This is a genomic window from Psychrilyobacter atlanticus DSM 19335 (assembly GCF_000426625.1).
In the GTDB taxonomy this organism is placed as follows: Bacteria; Fusobacteriota; Fusobacteriia; order Fusobacteriales; family Fusobacteriaceae; genus Psychrilyobacter; species Psychrilyobacter atlanticus.
Genome location: NZ_KE384548.1, coordinates 773070 through 794899, shown reverse-complemented (window position 1 = coordinate 794899; position 21830 = coordinate 773070). Strand labels below are relative to the sequence as shown.

Below are 21830 nucleotides of genomic sequence, written 5' to 3'. Positions count from 1 at the left end.
TTTTAAGATGTTGTGAATAAATACTTTAACTAGGTATTTAAAACCAAGATTAGAAATTTAAAGTTAGATGAGAAACCTTTTTTATTAAAAAAATTATTCATCTTTTGCACTTAATACTCTAAATTTTCAATTAATTTTTTAACAATATTAAAAGGGGGAATAAAAATGTTATTTGATCTTGTAAAAAGTATGAACAATTTGTTTTGGGGCTATCTATTGATTTTTCTGCTGGCAGGTACAGGGATTTACTATACCTTTATATTAAAATTTGTCCAAGTCAGAAGATTTTTCGACAGTATAAAAAAAGCCATAGGTGGTGCTAGCATAGGTGAGGAAGCTGGAGATAAAGGGATGAACTCATTCCAATCTTTAACTACAGCAATTGCAGCACAGGTAGGTACAGGAAACTTAGCCGGAGCAGCTACAGCAATTGTATCTGGTGGACCAGGAGCAATCTTTTGGATGTGGATTACTGCATTTTTCGGTATGTCTACTGTCTTTGCAGAGGCTGTATTAGCTCAAATGTTTAAAAAAGAAGTAAATGGTAAGATGAGAGGAGGACCTGCTTTCTACATACAGGAAGGTATTAAAAATAAAAAACTAGCCAAATTTTTAGCTAGTTTCTTCTCAATTAGTATTATTATAGCGCTTGGTTTTGTAGGTAATATGGTTCAAGCCAATTCCATAGGAAATGCGTTTAAAGAATCTTTTGATGTGAACCCTATTATTATTGGTGTAATTGTAGCAATTTTAGCTGGATTAATTTTTAAGGGTGGGGTAAAGAGTATCGCTTCATTTACAGAAAAAGTTATTCCAATTATGTCCGTTCTTTATATTGTTGGAGCATTAATAATTTTATTTAAAAATCCTCAGGGTACCATGGAAGCTTTCAAATTAATTTTTGTATGTGCTTTCTCTCCTAAAGCTGCTGCTGGTGGAGTTCTAGGTGTTACAGTTAAACAGGCTGTTAGATATGGAGTTGCACGTGGACTCTTCTCCAATGAAGCCGGAATGGGTTCTACACCTCATGCCCATGCAATTGCAAAAGTTAAACATCCTTGTGATCAGGGGTTAGTAGCTATGTTTGGAGTTTTCTTTGATACATTTGTTATACTTACGTTAACTTCTCTTGTAATAATCGCTAATACACCTTTAGGAGGGGGAGGATTGATAGGAATTGCTCTTACTCAACAGGCTTTCATAGCGTCTCTTGGTTCTGTCGGTGGAGTATTTATTGCGGTTTCCTTGTTTTTCTTTGCTTTTTCAACTATTGTTGGATGGTATTTCTTCGGGGAAGCAAATATCAGGTTTTTGTTTGGAAGTGATAAAGCTACAAATGTTTATACAGCTATTGTATTGATCTGTATTGTTATTGGAACAGGGATAGAAGTTTCAGTTGTTTGGGAAGTCGCAGATTTCTTTAATGGACTTATGATCTTCCCCAACTTAATTGCGATTTTACTCATGTCTAAATTAGTCAAAGAAAAGCTAAAAGACTATGAAGATTAATTAAAAAATAGAGTGGAGGTTTTAACCTCCATTTTATTTTTTTTGAAATAAAACTTCAAAAAAAGTTGACATTGTTTAGAAGTTGATGTATACTGATCCTGTCTTTGAAAGTGCGGGAATAGCTCAGTTGGTAGAGCGTCAGCCTTCCAAGCTGAATGTCGCCAGTTCGAACCTGGTTTCCCGCTCCAAAGACTTTAAAAGAAATCCATGCCGCGGGATAGAGCAGCCTGGTAGCTCGTCGGGCTCATAACCCGAAGGTCGTAAGTTCAAATCTTGCTCCCGCCACCAAAAAATTGAATAACCATATATGTTGCGGGAATAGCTCAGTTGGTAGAGCGTCAGCCTTCCAAGCTGAATGTCGCCAGTTCGAACCTGGTTTCCCGCTCCAAAGATTAAAAAAGAAATCCATGTCGCGGGATAGAGCAGTCTGGTAGCTCGTCGGGCTCATAACCCGAAGGTCGTAAGTTCAAATCTTGCTCCCGCCACCAACAAAAACATAAACTAGATTATACTAAAGTTAAAAGAAATCCATGTCGCGGGATAGAGCAGCCTGGTAGCTCGTCGGGCTCATAACCCGAAGGTCGTAAGTTCAAATCTTGCTCCCGCCACCAACAAAAACATAAACCAGATTATACTAAAGTTAAAAGAAATCCATGTCGCGGGATAGAGCAGCCTGGTAGCTCGTCGGGCTCATAACCCGAAGGTCGTAAGTTCAAATCTTGCTCCCGCCACCAATTAAAATACAAACCAGCTTTTAAAAGCTGGTTTTTTTATATATCTTTATATTTTTTCGTTTGTTTTCATCTGATAGTAATGATTTCCAAAGAGGTCGATATTATTTAAAATTTTGAACCCCATTTTTTCATAGAGTGATCTTGCAGATGTTTTTTCTACATCTACAATTAATCCACAAGGGTTAAATTTATCGGTGATAAACTGCAGGAGGGACTTGCCTATTCCTTGTCCTTGGTACTTATCTCCTACAGCGATACTATCTATATAATAAGAGTTCTTGATCCCTTCGATTGGAAAATTTACATCCACATTATATTCCTCTAATAATATAGAACTCTGATTTTCTCCCAAACTTATCTCTAAGTTTTGATCGTAGACGATGACCATTCCCATAATAGTATTATTTTTTTCATAGACAAAACAATTTTCAAAACTTAATTTATTATATTCACTTTGAAATAAAAATTTGCATACCTCCCTTGCTTTTTCGTTTTTAAAAGATGGATCCATAGGTAGGAATATCTCCCCTGCTGCACTCATAATGAGATCTACAACTTTGTCCTCTTTTTTAGCTTTTCGAATATTATCTGCTTTCATAAAACCCTCCAAATTTTTTATTTTTTAGCTTACAATTAAATATAGCACTTTTTTTTTGTTTTCTTCTAGTTTTTTATAAGGTATAATGTAAAATACATTATTGAAGGTGTATTTTAGGAGGAAATTTATGAAGATAAAAAATCAAAGTTTGTATGGACAAGATTCTGAGATAGAGGAAAAAATAGGAGACAGGTCCATAGATTCATTTGTTAAGGTCAGAGGATGGATATTGATCATAGCTACTTTAGGGTTGGCGATATTCAGTCTTTTAAATATAGCCAGTGCAAGTTTTTATACCTCTATGAGATTTTATAAAACAGAGTATTTTTTTGTGAAGAGACAGTTTTTATTTCTTTTAGCTGGAATAATCCCTTTATTTATGGGATTAGGGATCAATTATAGATGGTATGAAAAAAAACAGGCGATTAAATTGATCGTCATACTTACATTTATTTTATTTGGAGTTGTTGCTATAGGAACAGCTTTTGGAATAAACTCTATAGTTCCAATCATTAATGGAAGTAGACGTTGGATAGATTTTAAAATTATCAGGCTTCAGCCGTCAGAACTATTAAAAATTGCATATATTATCTTGATAGCCAAGGGACTTAATGCCTGTAAGAAGAGGAAATATAAAGATATGGATGTAATCTTAACTATATTTCCATTTGTAATGTTCTTTGTTCTATCTGTTTTTTTTCAAAGAGACCTTGGAACTGCACTTCACTATATAGCGATCTCATTTATAATGATATTTTTTTCAGATATAGAGCTAAAACATATTTTTAAATTTATTGCTGTAATTGTTGTGATAGGAGTTACCTATGGTAGTTACGCATATTTTTTAGGAGATGATACTTCCTATAGAAACAGGAGGATAAGAGCCTATGTAAACGGTGTAATATATGATGATTATGACAATGGAGATGGGTATCAAATAAAACAGTCTCTGATCGCTGTAGGAAATGGTGGGCTTATTGGTAAGGGATTAGGGAATGGAACACAGAAATATAGTTATCTTCCAGAAATTCATACGGATTTTATAATGGCCTCGGTAGGAGAGGAGTGGGGATTTGTAGGAGTTGCCATCATGTTTTTAACCTATATAATTATCTTGCAGATTGGAATAACCATTGCAAAATCAACAAAAGATCATTTTGGTAAGTACTTAGCCATTGGAATTACAGGTTACTTATTCAGCCAAATAATAATGAATGTATATGTAGTTACAGGACTTATGCCGGTTACGGGGATACCGCTGCCTCTTATGAGCTATGGGGGGACTTCTCTGTGGACCACCCTGTTTTCTATTGGTGTACTTTATAATATTAATAAGCACTCTTTAAAGGAGGGAACAAAAGATGCAAATCAAGAAGAAAGAGGTTCAGAATAAGATCTATCAAGGAGCTATGGAAGTATTTAAAGAGAAAGGATATAGGGGAGCAACTATGAAAGATATATCCAAAAAATCTAAAGTTCCTATCGGTAATATATATCGATATTATCAAAATAAAGAAGTACTTTTTGATGAAATAGTATTTGAACTCTACTCAAGTCTTAAATATAATCATATCCATGAGAAATTAGAGAGAGTATCTTCTGAGTGTGATCAAAGACCGAAAAACTTTTTAAATAACTATATAAACCTGGCTACTTCTAAGCCTATGGAATTTTCTATCCTCTTCGACGCTTCTTCAGGAACGAAATATGAGAATTTTTTAGAGGAACTGGTAGAGATCAGAGGAAAGAAATATCTGGAATATAAGAGGGAAAGTAGTGTTGAATATGGAAATATTGATGAAGATTTCATTATGATCTTAATGAAATCAGCTATTACCAGTATCATTGATATATGTAAAAAATACAGTAACAATGAAAAATTATTGAGAAACTATTTAATTAAATTTGATTGTTTTTTTAGGAGTGGTATAAGTGATAAATTTAAAGAAGTCAGTTTTTATACAAAGGATTAGTTTGTTCTTTCTCCTTAGTTTGTCTTTATTTTCTGCTCCTTTAAAAATAGGAGTGAGTTCGGATTTTAATGCTGAATTAGTGAATTTCATAATGGAACAGGATAAAACCCTGGATATAGAACTGGTCAGGTATGAAAAGAATAAGAATTTAAATAGAGAGCTTTTAGATGAAAAAATTGATGTTAATATCTTTCAGACCTTAGATTATTTAAATTCATATAATGACTTAAATGATAGTTCTCTTGAGTCCATAGGAGAGACCTATACAGAGCCTATAGGAATTTATTCCGATAAACATAGCACTATCAAAAGTATGGTGGCAGGAGATATCATAGCTGTTCCTAATGATCCCTCTAACAAGAAAAGGTCGTTGATTTTTTTAGAGAAGATGGGACTTATAAAACTAGATCATAGAAAACAAATCACAATAGACAGAATTCTTTCGAATCCATTTAAAATAGAGATTGTAGGTGTAGATGCTTCTATACTGCCTAGGTTTTTAGAAGTTGCTGATTATGTGATCCTAAATGGTGGAATGGCTTTTAGTGTAGGATACACTCCAGAAATAGATTCATTATTTTTAGAAGACTTCAATAAAAAATATATAAATATAATAGCTTCTAGGGAAGAAATGCTTGAAAACAAAAAAGTTGTTCGATTTTCTAAGCTGATTCAAAGTAAAGAAACTAAATTATTTATTCTAGAAAAATATGGAAATAATGTAAGTTTTTTTTAAAATTTTCATAAAACAAAAAAATCCAATGTCAAGTAAGAATTTTTTTATGTTTTTTTATCTTTTTCAACCCCTTATTTATCAATCTTAAACCTAAATATATAAATTTTATATACCTATATCTTGAAAAATGAATTAGACAGTTTCTACTATATGTGGTAATATTTTTATCGGAATCAACTAAATATAGTGGAGTGGTGTTTGATGAAAGTAGTTAAGAGAGATGGACAAAAAGTTAACTTTGATGCAAATAAGATAGTTTGTGCTATAAACAAGGCGGCTATTGCTTCTAAAGAGGATGTTAGCACAAAATTTGCATTGGAAGTTGTAAATAAAATCGTAGATTTAAATAAAGATTTAAAGGTAGAAGAGATACAAGATCTTGTAGAAAAAGAATTGATGAAAACATATCCAGATATGGCTAAAAACTATATCTTGTATAGAGATATGAGGAATATAGAGAGACACAAGAGAACAACTATAAAAAAATCTTTCGACGGTATAGTTACTGTGGAAAAAAATAATATAAATAATGAAAATGCAAATATGGCTGGAGATACTCCTGCTGGTCAAATGATGACATTTGCAAGTGAAACAACAAAGGATTATACACATAAATATCTATTAAATCCTGAATATTCAAGTGCTCATATGGCCGGGGATATTCATATCCATGATTTAGATTACTATCCTACAAAAACTTCTACGTGTGTGCAGTATGATTTGAAAAAATTATTTTCAAAAGGATTTAAGTCAAAACATGGAAAGATCCGTGAACCTAAATCTATCTCAACATATGCTACACTAGCAACTATAATATTTCAAACAAACCAAAACGAGCAGCATGGAGGACAAGCTATACCGGCATTTGACTTTTTCATGGCTCCAGGAGTATTGAAATCATTTAGAAGACATCTTAGATATAGATCATTGACATTTTTAGATGCAGACTATATTGAGAATAAAAACAAGGAATTAAAAGAGATTATAAATAACTCTATCACTACTATATCTGTCAGTGAGGAGATTAAAAATACACTATCTGAAAAATTAGGTATGGACATGAAAACTGTCGAGAAATTAATTAAAATTGCCTATGCAGATACGAAGAATGAAACACATCAAGCTATGGAAGGATTTATCCATAACTTAAACACAATGCATTCTAGAGGTGGAAACCAGGTAGTCTTTAGTTCTATCAACTATGGTACTGATTTCTCTCCTGAGGGTAGAATGGTTATAGAGGAACTATTCAAAGCTACTGAAGAGGGGTTAGGAGATTCTGAGACACCTGTATTCCCTATTCAAATATTCAAAGTGAAGACAGGAATATCTTTCTCTGAAAAAGACTTTGAATTAGCTGTAAATAACTGGGCAAAAGCATCTAAGGGAGAATTAGAATTTGAAACTCCTAACTTTGATCTTTTTATCAGAGCATGTGAAGTTACTTCAAAGAGATTATTCCCTAACTTTGTATTCTTAGATACACCATTTAACTTCCATGAGAAGTGGGATATAAATGACCCTGATAGATACTTATATGAAGTAGCTACAATGGGATGTAGAACGAGAGTATTTGAAAATGTCAGAGGAGACAAAACTTCTATTGGTCGTGGAAATGTATCATTTACATCTATCAACATGCCTAGACTAGCTATTAAAGCTAGAAAGGAAGCTATAGAAAGATTAGGAGCAGACTCATCAGAAGTAGAAACACTAGCGGTAGAGTTATTCCATGAAAATGTAAAGGAGATGTCTTACTTTGTAGCGTCTCAATTAAAAGACAGATTTGAATTCCAAGGGTCAGCAGTAGCTAGACAATTTCCATTTATGATGGAAAATGGTATTTGGGATGGAGGGCAAAACTTAGGTCCTAACGATGACGTTAGAGATACATTTGCCTCAGGAACACTAGGTATAGGATTTATCGGTGGGCATAACGCAATGATGGCTCTCTATGGTGAAGGTCATGGAAAGAACGATAAGGCGTATAACACGCTGTATAAGGCTGTATCGGATATGAAGGATATTGCTACAGAAAAGAGTAAGGAACACAACTTAAACTTCTCAGCATTAGCAACTCCTGCTGAAGGGTTATCTGGAAGATTTACAAAGATAGATTGTGAGAAGTTTGGAGTTATTGAAGGGGTAAATGACAGAGATTATTATATCAATTCATTCCATGTAGATGTTAAAGAAAACATCTCTTCTATCGAAAAAATAAAGAGAGAAGCTCCATTCCATGAACTTACTCGTGGTGGACATATCACTTATGTAGAGTTAGATGGAGAAGCTAAAAAGAATGTAATGGCTATTATGAAAATCGTAAAAGCTATGCAAAAAGAGGGAATTGGATATGGATCTATCAACCATCCTGTAGACAGATGTAGATTATGTGGACACAAGGGGATAATAGAGTGTACTTGTCCTGTATGTGGAAGTAAGGAAATATCTAGAACTAGAAGAATCACAGGTTACTTAACTGGAGATTTAGATGGTTGGAACTCATATAAGCAAGCTGAAGAGCAAGATAGAGTAAAACATAACTAGAAAAACCTAGACCTCATCCTAGCCTTCTCCTAGATTAGGAGAAGGGATAGTGGAAGAGGTAAAATATTTATTGTAGAGAGGGAATTTTGATAATTCCCTCTTTAGTTTAGACTATAGGGGTGATTTAATGTCTAATCTAATACTTGAGAAATCAGATGATATGGAATATTTATTTAAAAACTGTAAACTTGAAAGGGAACCCATAGCAGATAATTTGACTAAGATTATTGAAAATCTAGGGGGGAAGGGAAGTTTTGTTCTCGGAATAGATTCACCTTGGGGTACTGGAAAGACTACTTTTATTAAGATGTGGCAGAAAAAACTAGAGTTAGAAAAATCAGATAAGATTTTTACAATCCACTTTAATGCTTGGGAAAATGATTTTTATGGAAATGTTCTTTTATCGTTGATTGGAGAATTAGATAAATATTTAGATAATTCCAATAAGGATGTAGATAAAGAAGATTTAAAAAAAGTTACAGGGAATATTGCAAGCAGTGTTGTTAATTTTATGACTCTAGGAATAATTAATCCAAAAGAACTCTATAAGGAGCTAGATGGGACGAAAAAAAGAGGTCTTTTTAATAATTATAAAGAGTATAAGGATTTAAAAGAAAGAATAAAAGAAGATCTAACTAAGATTAAAGAAAAACTCGGAGTAGAAAAAGTTATTTTCTTTATAGACGAATTGGATAGGTGCAGACCTGACTACGCCATTGAAACCTTAGAGAAGATAAAGCATTTATTTGGAGTAGATGATTATATATATGTTTTATCTTTAGACAAAGAGCAACTATCTCATTCTGTATCTACAATTTATGGAAGCGGAATGGATTCAGAAGGTTATTTGAGGAGATTTATAGATTTAGACTATTCGCTACCTAATCCAAGTAAAGAAAATTATTTAAAGTATCTAATGGAAAAACATAATTTAGACGAGAATATGGAAAATACCAAGCATTTTTGGAAAGTTATAAGTAATTTTGCAAAAATGGAAGATATAAGTTTAAGGGATTTAGAAAAGTTATTTTACAGAATTAAGCTAATATTACCACTATCTAAATTGGAATATCATAAAGTAGGAACAGATGAAATGTGTGATTCAATTGATATTTATTGGATGGTATATGGATATTTTATTTGTCTGAATCAAAAATATAATGAACTTTATAAAGAGTTAGTTAGCGGTAAATCGAAAGTTTTATCAAGGTATTCAAGTTATACATCAACTTCTAAAGGATTTAACGATCCACTTCAAAATAATAATTTTGAAAATTTTGAAAAAAGTTTAAAATGGCTGATTTTTGAAAAAAGAATATCTCAAAATGAAATATTAAAAATGTTAAAAGTGATAAATGAAAACTGTAATGGAGTTAAAAAAATAGAATTTGTTGATTTTACAATTAAAGATGGATTAATGACTAGAGGAAATAGATTACCGATGAATATGCTTTTCAATAGTGAACGTTTTATAATTAAAGATCATATTGAATTTATAAATAATTTTTAACTAAGAAATGACATTATAAAAATTATGCAAATGAAATAGGAAAAAGAGATTTAGAAAGATATTCGACTGTTTGAGCGAAGCGAGTTTCGATTCTTTCAAATTCCTTTGATTATGGAATAGTAATTTTTATACAGTCTTGAACTTTGGATACTTTTTTTCAAGAGAAAGTATCAGAAATTAAGGAGACTAAAACGCTAAATGTTATAAAAGTTAATTTATAAATTTTATGACAAAAATAAGAAGAAAGAAGGAATAAAATTGAAGATAATAAAAATATTTAAAGAAACAATCTCCGATGGATTCGGATTTAGATACTCCATATACTTCTCTGGATGCACCCACTACTGTGAAGGGTGTCATAACCATGATACGTGGAAGGGTGACATAGGAAGAGCCTTAGATGAGGAATATATGGATGAAATAGTGGAAGAGATAAATTCTAACTATATGTTAGATGGGATAACTCTCTCTGGAGGAGATCCATTTTTTAATCCGGCAGAACTTTTAGAGTTTCTAAAGGAGATAAAAGCCAGAACTCATAAAAACATATGGTCTTATACCGGGTATACCTTTGAAACTCTATTGAAAGATCCTACCATGAGGGAATGTTTGGACTATATTGACGTATTGGTCGATGGTAAATTTCAAAAAGCTGACTATGATCCAGATTTATATTTTAGAGGCAGCAGTAACCAAAGAATTATAGACATAAGGGAAAGTTTGGAGAATGATCAAATAATTACCTTAGAATTTTAAAAAAACACCTATTACAGGTGTTTTTTTTGTATATTTCCATTGTAACCGGTCATATGTTATAATATTTCTATATTTATCAATAATTTTATAGTGTTGAGCAGGAGGAAAGGGTATGAAAAAAAGTAAAAGAGTTATCCTTCACTACGATATGGACGCATTTTATGCATCTATAGAGATAAGGGATCAGCCTAATCTTAGTGGTAAACCTGTAATTGTAGGAACCAGTGTTATAACTACTTGTAACTATGAAGCCAGAAAATACGGCTTACATTCTGCAATGAGTGTAACGAAAGCCAGGGGACTCTGCCCCTATGGGATATATCTGAAAGTTGATAAAGAAAAGTATAGCAGAGTTTCAAAACAGATAAAAAACTTGGTTTTAAAATTGACCAACAAGGTAGAGTTTATAGCTTTGGATGAAGGATTTGTAGATATTACAGAGATTATAAAAAACTACCCATCCTATGAAATCTTTGCCGATAAATTTCAAAGGGGCATATTAAAAAACACGGGATTGACATGTTCTATTGGTATAGGATATAACAAACTCAGTGCAAAATTAGCCAGTGATGCTAAAAAACCTGGAGGAGTAACATTTATCAAAAATCTAGGTGAATTTGCTGATTTTATGTCGGATAAAGGGGTAAAACTCATACCGGGGGTAGGAAAGAAAACCCAGGAGATCTTAGGTCGGAAAAGTATTACACAGGTATCGGATGTTTTAAAAATGTCACTGCAGGAACTTAGGAGTATATTGGGATATAACAGAGGTGAGATGATATATGAATATTGCAGGGGGATTGACAATAGGAAAGTATCTATAGAATCTAAAACACATTCTATCAGTAATGAGAGAACTTATTCGACTCCCTTAGAAGACAGGGAATTTATATGGTCTGAATTTTTAAATCTGTTGGTAAAAACTCATAAGAGGTTGAAACAGCAGAAATTTCATACCAAAACTCTGACTTTAAAGGTGAGGTATTTGGATAGAAAAACTATCACCAGATCTAAAAGTATCTATATATCCACTCAAAGTATAGAAAATTTAAAAAAGTTGATGGTTGAGCTATTCGAGGAGATTAATTTAGAAAATAAAATAAAATTATTGGGGGTAAATCTAGGGAATTTGAGTGAAAATAAGGAGTATCAATTGTCTTTTAAAGATGTAGGGGAAATAAAGAAGGAAAGAAAAATACAAGAATTAAAAGATAAAATTAATAATTTTAAGAATTAAGATATTTTAATTTCATGAATAATATTGTATAACTAATATTAAGGATAAAATAAGTATAAATATATATAATTTTAGGAGGAATAAAATGAAAAAACTTGCAAATGACTTTATTAACTTTTCCCACTCTTCAAAATCTGTATTTCATGCAGTAAAAAATACTGCGGATATATTGATGGACAATGGATACAAAGAGATCTTCGAATCTGAAAAATGGAATCTAGAGGCCGATGGGAAATATTTCTTCAAAAAAAATCATTCTTCATTGATTGCATTCTCTATTGGAAATGGAAAGTTAAATGAATGTGGATTTAAAATATCAGGAAATCATACAGATTCTCCAGGGTTTAGGATAAAACCTAATCCAGAGATGGTAGGAGATTCATACCTTAGATTGAATACAGAGGTATATGGGGGGCCTATTTTGAATACATGGCTAGACAGACCTCTAAGTATTGCAGGAAGGGTAGTTATGAAATCAGAAAATGTTTTCAAACCTAAAACAGTCTTAGTGAATATAGACAAGCCATGTTTAATCATCCCAAACCTTGCAATCCACCAAAATAGAGAGGTTAATAAAGGGGTTGAATTGAACAAACAAAACGATACTCTACCTATCTTAACATTGGTAAATGAGGAGTTAGAAAAAGAAAATTTCTTATTGAAAATAATTGCTGAAGAAAATAATATTGATATAGCTGATATTTTAGATTTCGACCTATATCTTTATGAATTTGAGAAGGGAACTCTTGTAGGATTAAATGAAGAGATGATCTCTGCTGCCAAAATAGATAATTTAGGAGCGCTCTATGTTGGTTTAGATGCTTTTATCGAAGCTAAAGACTTTAATGGAGTAAATATATTAGCTTGTTTTGATAATGAAGAGGTAGGAAGTAGTACGAAGCAGGGAGCGGACTCAAATATGCTTTTAAATGCTCTAGATAGGATATCTCTATCTTTAGGACTAGATAGAGAGGAGTTCTTTTGTGCACTATCAAATTCATTTATGCTTTCTGTAGACGGGGCTCATGCAGTTCATCCAGCTCAAAATCAAAAGACAGATCCAATTATAAGACCTAAGATGAATCATGGTGTGGCACTTAAAGTTACTGCTAATCAATCTTATACTTCAGATGCGCATTCATTGGCTGTAGTAAAACAAATATTAGAACCTAATGGGATTCCATATCAATACTTTGTAAATAGATCAGATACACCAGGAGGGTCTACAATAGGGCCGATTTCTTCGACACATCTAGATATAAATGCTGTAGATTTAGGGTTAGCAATGATTGGAATGCATTCCATTCGTGAACTATGTGGTGTGCAAGATCTTATGAATTTAAAAAAGTTACTTAAAAATTATTATTCCCTTTAATACAAATATTTGATTTGTTGAGGGTATACAGAGGAGTGAAAGAATGAAAATATTATTAGTAGAAGATGAAAAACAGATATCGGACTATATAAGCAAGGGACTTTTAGAAGCAGGATACGATGTAGATACTGTAGATAATGGGGAAGATGCTATAAGTTATGCTACAAATTACGACTATAGTTTAATATTACTTGATATCATGATTCCTAAAAAGAGTGGGATAGAAGTGGTGAAATATCTTAAAAAACAAAAAGACAGTACTCATATAATCCTTATATCAGCAAAGGATCAAATCCAGGATAAAGTTGTGGGGTTAGATGCAGGAGCAGACGATTATTTAGTAAAACCATTCGCTTTTTCTGAGCTGTTAGCTAGAATAAGAGCTATATTCAGAAGAAATAGCGAGGGGAACGACAATATTTTAACAGCCCAAAACCTAAAGATGGACTTAGTAAAGAGAATTGTTTCTAGAGATGACCAGGTAATAGAGCTGACAACTAGAGAATTTAATCTTTTGGAGTATTTTATAGAGAATAAAAATACTGTTTTAACTCGTATGATGATAACGGAAAAAGTATGGAATATCAACTTTATCTCCGATACAAATGTAGTAGATGTATATATAAATCATTTAAGAAAAAAAATTGACAAAGCATTTGATAAAAAATTAATCCATACTGTTAGAGGAGTGGGGTATATATTAAAAGATTAACTAAATTTAAAAAAAATAATTTAATATTTGTAACTTTGGTTAAGAGTAGTGTTCGGAACTTTATTGCCTTGGGTATTATCTTTACAGGAGTCTTTTTCTTAACTTCAAGTCTATTCAAGAACTATGTGGATAAAGAGTTAGCTACTGAAGCTGCGGTATTTCAATATCTTCTAAAGGAGGAAGGGGTAATCTTTGAAGCTAATACCATGATAGATTACCTGGATCTTCTCCCTGTACGTTTAGATATGGTAGTAATAGATGCAGAAGCTAAAAAACCTGTATATGTGGAAATAAGCGATGATTCATTTCTTTTCAGTAATTCAAAGGCTTTGACAAAGCTTATAAAAAATATAGATTTGAAGAAAAATTTATATGCTACAGTTGAAAACAAAAGACTCCTCATAGGGAATTTTACCAATGGAGAGAAACCGTACATCTATGCTCTTATTAGAGATATATCAGATGTAAAGCTCTACCTTTCGTGGCTGACCATAACCTTTGCTATAATAAGTATTTTGGCTATAGTTTGGAACTACTATAATACCAACAATATAGTTGATACCCTTTTGGTAGGAATAGATGAGATAACTAAGTCGACTAATGACATTAAAGTTAAAAATTTATCTGAAAGGATTGAAACTACATGTACAAATAAGAGTATAGCTAATTTGATATCCACCCTGAACTCTATGCTAGACAGGGTGGAAAATAGTTTTATTCAGATAAGTGAATTTACAGATAATGTCAGTCATGAATTGAAGACACCTATAATGTCTATAAGAAGTATGATAGAAGTGGAACTTAGCAATGAGAGGACTATAGAGGAGTACCAGGAGGATTTAGGGAAAGTATTGGATGAAGTCAACTGGTTAAACAGTATCATCCAGAAATTATTAATCTTTACTAAAAATCCAGAAGCATTGGAGGAGCATTTCAGACCTGTAAATGTTGAAAGGATGACCATGGAATTATGTGAATTTATGGATGTTCTCACTCTAGAAAAAGAGATAACCTTAAAGTGTGCCTTAAAAGATCATGAGAGGGAAATTTTGGGTGATGAATCGTTGCTTAGGGATGTATTTTTAAACATAATCTCCAATGCTATTAAATATAATAAGACTGGAGGAGAGATTAAAGTTACCTCTTTTATGACTCAAGACAAAATTGGGATTCGGATCTCAGATACAGGGATTGGGATTAAAAAGAATAATTTAAAGAAAATAACAGAAAGATTTTTTAGGGAAGATAAGGTTAGAACTACTAAAAAATCTGGTTCAGGACTGGGCCTATCTATTGTATCTCATCTAGTAGAAGTACATAAAGGAACGCTGGAAATAGAGAGTACAGAAGGAGTAGGGAGTTCATTTACGGTATATCTGCCGAAATTTAAATAAAAGATAAGATTAACTATATAAAAAAGAGGCTTCCCGGATTTTACTGGGAGCCTCTTTTTTATATGAATATATTTATTAAATATTTATATGGAATTATAGATAGACAAATAGTGAAGAGTGGTTCCTGCAATGACAAAAAAGTGCCATATAACATGAGTGTATTTAACTTTTTTCATGGAGTAAAAGATCGCTCCTACAGAATAAGAAATACCTCCGACTATCAATAGGGTCAGTGACACAGAGTTTAAACTACTCTTTAAATTTCCGAAGACAAAAACTATCATCCATCCCATAAATAAATAGATCAGAGTGGATAGTAATTGAAATTTACCTGCAAATTTAATTTTAAATAAAACTCCTAAACTAGTTAGAGTCCATTGAATAACCAAGATTACCCAGCCTGTAATTCCCCCTAATATCAATAAAAATGGTGTATATGATCCGGATATAAGTACATAGATAGCTGAATGATCTAATATTTTAAAAATTTTTCTATATTTTCCCATGGGAAGGATATGGTATATTCCCGACATAAGATATAAAAATATGGCTGAAAGACCGAAGATACTAAAGCCTATAATCTGCTTTACTCCTCCCACTTTTACAGCATGGATAATTAAAAAAGCTAAGCCGCTTATCGCCATCCCAGCTCCTAACAGATGAGTTATTGAGCTCATGTATTCCTCTAATTTTGAATATGGATTAATAACCTTCATTTTTCCTCCTTTAACACTTCAAAATAACACTTGTTTTTATATTTATATTGTAACACATATAGGAGTTTAATTCTCATATTATTAATTAAATTTAATTATAGAAAAAATCTATTTAAAACTCTACTTTAATAACAAGTTAAGAATGGGCTGGATTAAAAGAAAAAGTAGGATATAAATAAAATTATGTTATAATGCTAAGTATACTAGTGGAATAAAAGGAGGAGATTATGAAAGCAGCATTTTTTGATATTGATGGAACTATATACAGAGATTCTCTTTTAACAGAGCATTTTAAAAGGTTGATAAAATATGAGTTGATAGACCCTAGACAGTGGGAAAATAAGGTGAAAGACCTCTATACCCAGTGGGACATGAGAGAAGGGGGCTATGATGCATATCTTCTAGGTCTGGTAGAGAGTTATGTAGAAGCTATTCAAAATATAACGGTGGAACAAAATGAGTTTGTTGCTAACCAGGTAATGGATGTAAAGGCAGGAAGAGTATATAAATATACTAGAGATAGGATAAAATGGCATAAAGCTCAGGGACATAAAGTTATATTTATATCTGGAAGTCCGGAATTTTTAGTATCTAAGATGGCTAAAAAATATGGTGCAGATGATTACTGCGGGACTATCTACCACTATGACGGGGAAAAATTTACCGGTGAAACTACACCTATGTGGGATTCTGTCAGCAAACAGAGAGCTATAGATGAATTTGTAGAAAAATATGATATACATCTAGATGAATCTTATGCTTATGGAGACACCAATGGTGACCTTACTATGATGAAATCAGTGGGACATCCAATTACAATAAATCCGGCTAAGGGTCTTTTAAAGAATATCCAGGAGAATGAAAGTTTAAAGGAAAAAATTCAAATTATTGTAGAAAGAAAAGATGTAATTTATAAACTTAATTCAAATGTAGATATATATGAGTGCTCATTTATTGAGGAATGGGAAGAGGAATAAAAAAATTAGGAGAAAGATATGGAAATGAAAGAAAAAGTGGATCTGTTTACGGAATTTAAGATAAAGGGAATAACGCTTAAAAACAGGGTAGTTTTACCGCCTATGGTAAGGTTTAGCCTTATTGGTAAGGATGGACATGTTACCGATGAATTGGTGAAATGGTATGAGGATATTGCTCTTGGAGGAGTCGGGATGATCATCTTGGAAGCCTGTTGTGTTGCCAAAGATGGGAAATTAAGGGATAATCAAATCGGAATATGGGACGATACCTTTATAGAAGGTCTGACTAAGGTAGCAGATATATGCAGGAAGCATAAAACCCCTACCCTTATCCAGCTGCACCATGCTGGTTTTAAGGATGAGATAGCTACTGTATCTGAGGAAAAACTAGATGAAATCTTAGAAGAATTTATCTCAGCTTTTCACAGGGCAAAAAAATGTGGATTTGATGGGATAGAGATCCATGGAGCACATACTTACCTTATATCTCAGCTTCATTCTAAACTTTGGAATAAAAGGACAGATAAGTACGGTGAGAGACTTTATTTTACCCGTGAATTGATAAAGAGAACAAAGGATATTTTTGATGACAACTTTATTTTGGGGATTAGGATAGGAGGAAATGAGCCTACCTTAGAAGAGGGAATCTATATTGCAAAAGAAGTTGAAAAAGCAGGGGTGGATCTAATCCATGTATCTAGTGGAGTCCCTGACCCTGCGTTCAAGCAGGATAGGAAGGTAGATATGCCATCAGACTTTCCTCTGGACTGGGTAGTATATCTGGGAGTAGAGATAAAAAAACATGTTAAAACACCTGTAATAGCTGTAAGAGCTATTAAAAAAGAAGTTGAAGCCAGTTATTTAATTGAAAATAACCTGGTAGATTTAGTGGCTGTTGGAAGAGCCATGATATCTAGACCCCACTGGATCTCTTGGGCTAAAAAAAAATATAGGTTTAGGAAAAATACAGGGGGAAAACTCTTATAAGTTAGACTTAACAGTAAAAAAAATAGGAGAAATGCTATGAATGAATTTTATAATACAATCACTGAATATTTAAATGTAAGCGGACATTATCAAAGGATTTTTATTGTAGGGATAATAATGGTACTCACCTTAATAATAGCTATCATTATGCATTATATTACAAGCTACATAATAAAAAACCATTTGATTAAATTGATTGAAAAAAGTGAAACCAAATGGGATGACTTTTTAATTGAAAATAATGTTTTTAAGTATTTGAATGCTTTAGTACCGTTAATTGTTTTTGAAATTATGATAAGAAAATTAAATTTTTTTAAATCTTTTTTTGAAAAGACTATAGATATTGGGATGGTAATAATATTTACCCTTATTGCAAATGGGATTTTGTCGGTATTCAGTGATATTTATAGTACATACAGTATTTCTAAAAGGCGACCTATTAAGAGTTACCTCCAGGTTATGAGTTTATTTTTAGTGGTTGTAGCTGCGACAATATCTGTAGGAATAATTATGGATAAATCACCCCTTAAAATTTTAAGTGGGATAGGTGCAATGACAGCTGTGATTATGTTGATTTTCAAAGATGCTATTTTGGGGTTTGTTGCCAGTATTCAATTAGCGGCTAACAATATGGTCGGGATAGGAGACTGGATCGAGATGCCGAATCAACTGGCTGATGGAGATGTTATAGAGATCAATCTAACCAATGTAAAGGTTCAAAATTTTGATAAGACTATTACAACTATTCCCAGTTATGCCCTTGTCAGCAACTCTTTTCGAAATTGGAAGGGAATGCAGTCTACAGGAAGCAGAAGGATAAAAAGATCTATATTTTTAGACAGTAATAGTGTAAAATTTTTATCTTTGGAAGAAGTTAAAGAGTATAAAAAAATAGACCTTTTAAAGGATTATATTGAAAAGAAGGAAAGGGAGATAGATGATTCCAATAGGGATAAAAATATTATGTCTACTCCTATCAACGGTAGAAGACTTACAAATATTGGAATGTTCAGAGCTTATGTAGAACTATATCTAAAAAGTAGTCCATATATCAATCAAAATTTAACTCTATTAGTTAGGCAGCAAGAACCTACATTTCAGGGGATTCCCCTTGAGATATACTGTTTTGCCAAAACTATTGTATGGCAGGAGTATGAAGGGATTCAATCGGATCTCTTTGAACATCTCATACCGACAATCCATGCATTTGATCTGGCAGTATTTCAAAATCCTACGGGGAATGATCTGAGGATGTTAAGGAAATAAGAGGCTGAGGCCTCTTTTTTTGATAAAAAATTGTTTTAGATGGTAAATGTAGTATACTTAAACTGAAAAAATTGTTTTATAGTTATCAATAATTAAACTAATTTAAGTAATAGAGGAGAAGATGTATGAAGAGTGAAAAAGAAAAGATGCTGGCTGGGGAGTTATATTTTTCTGGAGATCAGAATCTGATGGATGATAGGCTTATGGCAAGGATGTTAATTTCTGAGTATAATTCTACCAAACCAATAGAAGAAGAGGAAAGAAAAGAAATCCTGAAAAGATTAGTTGTTGTAAAGGGTGGGATAAAAATAGAACCTCCATTTTATTGTGACTATGGGTATAATATAGAGATAGGAAAAAACTTTTATGCCAATTTTTCATGCACTATATTGGATGTAAATAGAGTAATCATTGGTGACAATGTGATGTTTGGACCAAATGTCCAGGTGTATACAGCAACACATCCATTAGATGCCAAAGAGAGGGTAAAAGGGCTGGAATCTTCTAAACCCATAACAATAGGTGACAATGTTTGGATTGGAGGAGGAGCTATCCTTCTACCAGGTGTAACCATTGGGAAGAATACCACTATAGGAGCAGGAAGTGTCGTAACCAAAGATCTTCCGGAAAATGTGTTTGCTGGAGGGAATCCTTGTAAAATCATAAAAAAAATATAAAGTTTATAGATGAATTAAAGTTTATAAAAATTTGGGTTATGACAGATTTGGATCTAATGTCACATAGCTGATGAGTATAGTAAAAATCTTAGGGAGAAATTTCTCCCTTTTTTTATTCTGTAAATGGAGGATATAGTTTTATTTGAAAAGATATGATAAGATGATTTTAAAGGGAAATTTCATACGATCCTTGAAAAGACCGATAATTTATTAATATAAAATTAAAATCAAAGGAGCTAAAATGAACGAATTAAAATCATTTATAAAATATTATAGACCCCATATTAAATTATTAATGTTTACATTAGCCTGTGCTGTACTACTTGCATCACTGGATTTAATTTTTCCAAAAGTGATTCAAATAGTAATAGATAAAGTAATTCCGGCAAAAGATCTGAAAACATTTTATTATATATCTGTTGGATTAATATTTATGTATTTAATGAGATATGCTGTCAGTTACTGTCAGCTGTACTATGGAAATGTTCTAGGAATTAAGATAGAGACCAAGATGAGAAAGGAATTATTTACTCATATTCAAAAGTTATCTTTTGGTTATTTTGATAACAATAAAACCGGAGTAATTATGTCAAAATTAGTAAATGATCTGAGCGGGATATCGGAGTTAGCCAATCATGGCCCTATAGACCTATTTATTGCTGTAATCAGATTAGCAGGAGCTTTTGCATTAATGATCACTTTAAATGTAAAATTAACCTTGGTTATATTTTCAGTTTTACCCTTTATGATCTACTTTTCTATCACTCAAAAATGGAAGATGAAGATGGCATTTGGTAAAACCAGAAAAAAAATAGCAGATATAAATTCCTGTGCTGAGGAAAGCATTGGTGGGATTAGGATAGTAAAGCAATTCAATAATGAAAATTATGAGATAGATAAATTCGAGGAAAAAAACCAGGAATTTCAAGAAGCTAAAAAAGAAACTTATAAAACTACTGCTGTTTTTTTCTCAGGAATCCATATATTTATGAACCTTATGCAGTTTATAGTAATATTTTATGGAGGATATTTAATATTGCACGGAGAGTTAACCTATGGTATCTTAATTAGTTTTCTCTTGTATTCCTATAGATTTATGGAGCCTATCAGAAAGATGATGATCTTGGTTCAAAGTTATCAAAAAGGAATGGCAGGATATAGAAGGTTTCAGGAGATGATGGAAATAACTCCACAGATAAAAGAGGTGGAAAATCCAATAATTTTAAAGGAAATAAAAGGAGAGATACAGCTGCAGGATGTAAATTTCTCCTATAAAAAATCATCTTTAATTTTAAATGAATTTAATTTGAAAATAAAATCTGGAGAAAATATAGCCATAGTAGGATCTAGTGGTGTAGGAAAATCAACTATTTCAAATTTGATTCCAAGGTTCTATGATATTGATTCTGGAAGGATAACTATAGATGGAACAGATATAAGTAAGATAAAATTAACTTCTCTTCGAGGGAATATAGGGATTGTCCCTCAGGAGGCATTTTTATTTGGGGGAACGATAAGGGAGAATATAAGCTATGGTAAGTTAGGTGCAGCTGAAGAAGACCTTGTAGAAGCATCTAAGAACGCCAACATATATGAATTTATAATTAGTTTACCAAAGGGATTTGATACTTTGGTAGGAGAAAGAGGAGTCAAACTTTCCGGAGGGCAAAAGCAAAGGATATCTATAGCCAGGATATTTTTAAAAAATCCAAAGATATTGATATTGGATGAAGCTACTGCATCTTTAGATAATATTACAGAAAAATTAATCCAGGAAGCCCTTACGACACTATCCAAAAACAGAACTACTATAACTATAGCTCACAGGCTTTCAACTATCATAAATTCTGACAGAATTGTAGTTATGGATAAAGAAGGTGTGGTAGAAACTGGAACCCATGAGGAACTATTAAAATTAGAAGGATCCTATGCTAAACTTTATCGTTAGACGAGTAACTAGTAACTCTCTTTATGACAGTTTTCCAATTTTGACATAAAAAAGGAAAGTAATATAACTCACGGCATACATTCAATTTTTAATCTGTATAAAAAACAGTTACTTTTTATTAAAAAATATTAATTTTAAATTAAAAAAATTAATGTTGAATTAAAAGAAATACGTTGTA

Annotated in this window: 18 protein-coding genes and 6 tRNA genes; 22 read left to right on the top strand and 2 right to left on the bottom strand. The window is 32.3% G+C overall.

The window, feature by feature from the left end; translation table 11 throughout:
* The first annotated feature begins 165 nt into the window (after positions 1-165).
* The 7 genes from K337_RS0115600 (at position 166) to K337_RS0115570 (ending at position 2243) form a co-directional block, all read left to right on the top strand.
* Positions 166-1509: an alanine/glycine:cation symporter family protein gene (locus K337_RS0115600; protein ID WP_037030021.1), complete on the top strand. Its 1344-nt coding sequence runs from the start codon at positions 166-168 to the stop codon at positions 1507-1509.
* A gap of 112 nt (positions 1510-1621) precedes the next feature.
* Positions 1622-1697, top strand: a tRNA-Gly gene (locus K337_RS0115595).
* Between the two features lie 23 nt (positions 1698-1720).
* Positions 1721-1797: transfer RNA gene (locus K337_RS0115590), tRNA-Met, on the top strand.
* A gap of 24 nt (positions 1798-1821) precedes the next feature.
* A tRNA-Gly gene (locus tag K337_RS0115585) sits at positions 1822-1897 on the top strand.
* 23 nt (positions 1898-1920) lie between these two features.
* Positions 1921-1997, top strand: a tRNA-Met gene (locus tag K337_RS0115580).
* Positions 1998-2043: 46 nt separating this feature from the next.
* Positions 2044-2120 (top strand) — tRNA-Met (locus tag K337_RS0115575).
* 46 nt (positions 2121-2166) lie between these two features.
* Positions 2167-2243, top strand: a tRNA-Met gene (locus K337_RS0115570).
* 46 nt (positions 2244-2289) lie between these two features.
* Here the strand turns inward: K337_RS0115570 and K337_RS0115565 are convergent.
* Positions 2290-2841, bottom strand: coding sequence for a GNAT family N-acetyltransferase (locus K337_RS0115565; protein WP_028857418.1), 552 nt, complete (start codon positions 2839-2841; stop codon positions 2290-2292).
* A gap of 127 nt (positions 2842-2968) precedes the next feature.
* Here K337_RS0115565 and K337_RS18780 point away from each other — a divergent pair, with 127 nt between their 5' ends.
* The 10 genes from K337_RS18780 to K337_RS0115515 all read left to right on the top strand — a co-directional run bounded on the left by K337_RS18780 (position 2969) and on the right by K337_RS0115515 (position 15081).
* Positions 2969-4234, top strand: a complete 1266-nt coding sequence (locus K337_RS18780; RefSeq protein WP_051251833.1) for an FtsW/RodA/SpoVE family cell cycle protein — start codon at positions 2969-2971, stop codon at positions 4232-4234.
* Positions 4203-4814, top strand: a complete 612-nt coding sequence (locus K337_RS0115555; protein ID WP_028857417.1) for a TetR/AcrR family transcriptional regulator — start codon at positions 4203-4205, stop codon at positions 4812-4814. Before K337_RS18780 ends, K337_RS0115555 begins: the two co-directional genes overlap by 32 nt.
* On the top strand, positions 4774-5550 hold the full coding sequence (locus K337_RS0115550) for a MetQ/NlpA family ABC transporter substrate-binding protein (RefSeq protein ID WP_028857416.1): 777 nt from the start codon (positions 4774-4776) through the stop codon (positions 5548-5550). Before K337_RS0115555 ends, K337_RS0115550 begins: the two co-directional genes overlap by 41 nt.
* A gap of 201 nt (positions 5551-5751) precedes the next feature.
* Positions 5752-8097 (top strand): anaerobic ribonucleoside triphosphate reductase, encoded by a 2346-nt coding sequence (locus tag K337_RS0115545; protein WP_028857415.1) that lies wholly within the window; start codon positions 5752-5754, stop codon positions 8095-8097.
* 127 nt (positions 8098-8224) lie between these two features.
* Positions 8225-9607 carry a KAP family P-loop NTPase fold protein gene (locus K337_RS19420; protein ID WP_051251832.1) on the top strand — a complete coding sequence of 461 codons (1383 nt, stop codon included), beginning with the start codon at positions 8225-8227 and terminating at the stop codon, positions 9605-9607.
* Positions 9608-9865: 258 nt separating this feature from the next.
* On the top strand, positions 9866-10363 hold the full coding sequence (nrdG, locus tag K337_RS0115535) for an anaerobic ribonucleoside-triphosphate reductase activating protein (protein ID WP_028857414.1): 498 nt from the start codon (positions 9866-9868) through the stop codon (positions 10361-10363).
* Between the two features lie 112 nt (positions 10364-10475).
* Complete coding sequence (gene dinB / locus K337_RS0115530; protein ID WP_028857413.1) at positions 10476-11600, top strand: DNA polymerase IV; 1125 nt, start codon at positions 10476-10478, stop codon at positions 11598-11600.
* A gap of 85 nt (positions 11601-11685) precedes the next feature.
* Entirely contained in the window at positions 11686-12975 is a 1290-nt protein-coding gene (locus tag K337_RS0115525; RefSeq protein ID WP_028857412.1) for a M18 family aminopeptidase, read from the top strand.
* Positions 12976-13018: 43 nt separating this feature from the next.
* A complete protein-coding gene (locus tag K337_RS0115520; protein WP_028857411.1) occupies positions 13019-13687 on the top strand; it encodes a response regulator in 669 nt (222 codons plus the stop codon).
* A gap of 68 nt (positions 13688-13755) precedes the next feature.
* On the top strand, positions 13756-15081 hold the full coding sequence (locus tag K337_RS0115515) for a sensor histidine kinase (RefSeq protein WP_169712896.1): 1326 nt from the start codon (positions 13756-13758) through the stop codon (positions 15079-15081).
* Positions 15082-15164: 83 nt separating this feature from the next.
* Here the strand turns inward: K337_RS0115515 and trhA are convergent, their stop codons facing one another.
* Entirely contained in the window at positions 15165-15797 is a 633-nt protein-coding gene (trhA, locus tag K337_RS0115510; protein WP_028857409.1) for a PAQR family membrane homeostasis protein TrhA, read from the bottom strand.
* Positions 15798-16024: 227 nt separating this feature from the next.
* On the opposite strand from trhA, the gene K337_RS0115505 reads away from it, so the two are divergent.
* The 5 genes from K337_RS0115505 to K337_RS0115485 all read left to right on the top strand — a co-directional run bounded on the left by K337_RS0115505 (position 16025) and on the right by K337_RS0115485 (position 21652).
* The gene (locus K337_RS0115505; protein ID WP_028857408.1) at positions 16025-16774 is read left to right on the top strand and encodes an HAD family hydrolase; all 750 of its coding nucleotides are present in this window, start codon (positions 16025-16027) and stop codon (positions 16772-16774) included.
* 18 nt (positions 16775-16792) lie between these two features.
* Positions 16793-17761: an NADH:flavin oxidoreductase gene (locus tag K337_RS0115500; RefSeq protein ID WP_028857407.1), complete on the top strand. Its 969-nt coding sequence runs from the start codon at positions 16793-16795 to the stop codon at positions 17759-17761.
* Positions 17762-17797: 36 nt separating this feature from the next.
* The gene (locus K337_RS0115495) at positions 17798-19027 is read left to right on the top strand and encodes a mechanosensitive ion channel family protein (protein ID WP_028857406.1); all 1230 of its coding nucleotides are present in this window, start codon (positions 17798-17800) and stop codon (positions 19025-19027) included.
* 125 nt (positions 19028-19152) lie between these two features.
* Positions 19153-19704 carry a sugar O-acetyltransferase gene (locus K337_RS0115490; RefSeq protein ID WP_028857405.1) on the top strand — a complete coding sequence of 184 codons (552 nt, stop codon included), beginning with the start codon at positions 19153-19155 and terminating at the stop codon, positions 19702-19704.
* Between the two features lie 241 nt (positions 19705-19945).
* Positions 19946-21652, top strand: a complete 1707-nt coding sequence (locus K337_RS0115485; RefSeq protein WP_028857404.1) for an ABC transporter ATP-binding protein — start codon at positions 19946-19948, stop codon at positions 21650-21652.
* Positions 21653-21830: the final 178 nt, after the last annotated feature.

Bases quoted from the DNA above. Each gene is read 5' to 3' on its own strand.
- K337_RS0115600 (WP_037030021.1), top strand. From the start codon at position 166: ATGTTATTTGATCTTGTAAAAAGTATGAACAATTTGTTTTGGGGCTAT.
- dinB (WP_028857413.1), top strand. From the start codon at position 10,476: ATGAAAAAAAGTAAAAGAGTTATCCTTCACTACGATATGGACGCATTT.
- K337_RS19420 (WP_051251832.1), top strand. From the start codon at position 8,225: ATGTCTAATCTAATACTTGAGAAATCAGATGATATGGAATATTTATTT.
- K337_RS0115490 (WP_028857405.1), top strand. From the start codon at position 19,153: ATGAAGAGTGAAAAAGAAAAGATGCTGGCTGGGGAGTTATATTTTTCT.
- K337_RS0115525 (WP_028857412.1), top strand. From the start codon at position 11,686: ATGAAAAAACTTGCAAATGACTTTATTAACTTTTCCCACTCTTCAAAA.
- K337_RS0115545 (WP_028857415.1), top strand. From the start codon at position 5,752: ATGAAAGTAGTTAAGAGAGATGGACAAAAAGTTAACTTTGATGCAAAT.
- K337_RS0115565 (WP_028857418.1), bottom strand. From the start codon at position 2,841: ATGAAAGCAGATAATATTCGAAAAGCTAAAAAAGAGGACAAAGTTGTA.
- K337_RS0115500 (WP_028857407.1), top strand. From the start codon at position 16,793: ATGGAAATGAAAGAAAAAGTGGATCTGTTTACGGAATTTAAGATAAAG.
- K337_RS0115555 (WP_028857417.1), top strand. From the start codon at position 4,203: ATGCAAATCAAGAAGAAAGAGGTTCAGAATAAGATCTATCAAGGAGCT.
- K337_RS0115495 (WP_028857406.1), top strand. From the start codon at position 17,798: ATGAATGAATTTTATAATACAATCACTGAATATTTAAATGTAAGCGGA.
- trhA (WP_028857409.1), bottom strand. From the start codon at position 15,797: ATGAAGGTTATTAATCCATATTCAAAATTAGAGGAATACATGAGCTCA.
- K337_RS0115485 (WP_028857404.1), top strand. From the start codon at position 19,946: ATGAACGAATTAAAATCATTTATAAAATATTATAGACCCCATATTAAA.
- K337_RS0115520 (WP_028857411.1), top strand. From the start codon at position 13,019: ATGAAAATATTATTAGTAGAAGATGAAAAACAGATATCGGACTATATA.
- K337_RS0115505 (WP_028857408.1), top strand. From the start codon at position 16,025: ATGAAAGCAGCATTTTTTGATATTGATGGAACTATATACAGAGATTCT.
- K337_RS18780 (WP_051251833.1), top strand. From the start codon at position 2,969: ATGAAGATAAAAAATCAAAGTTTGTATGGACAAGATTCTGAGATAGAG.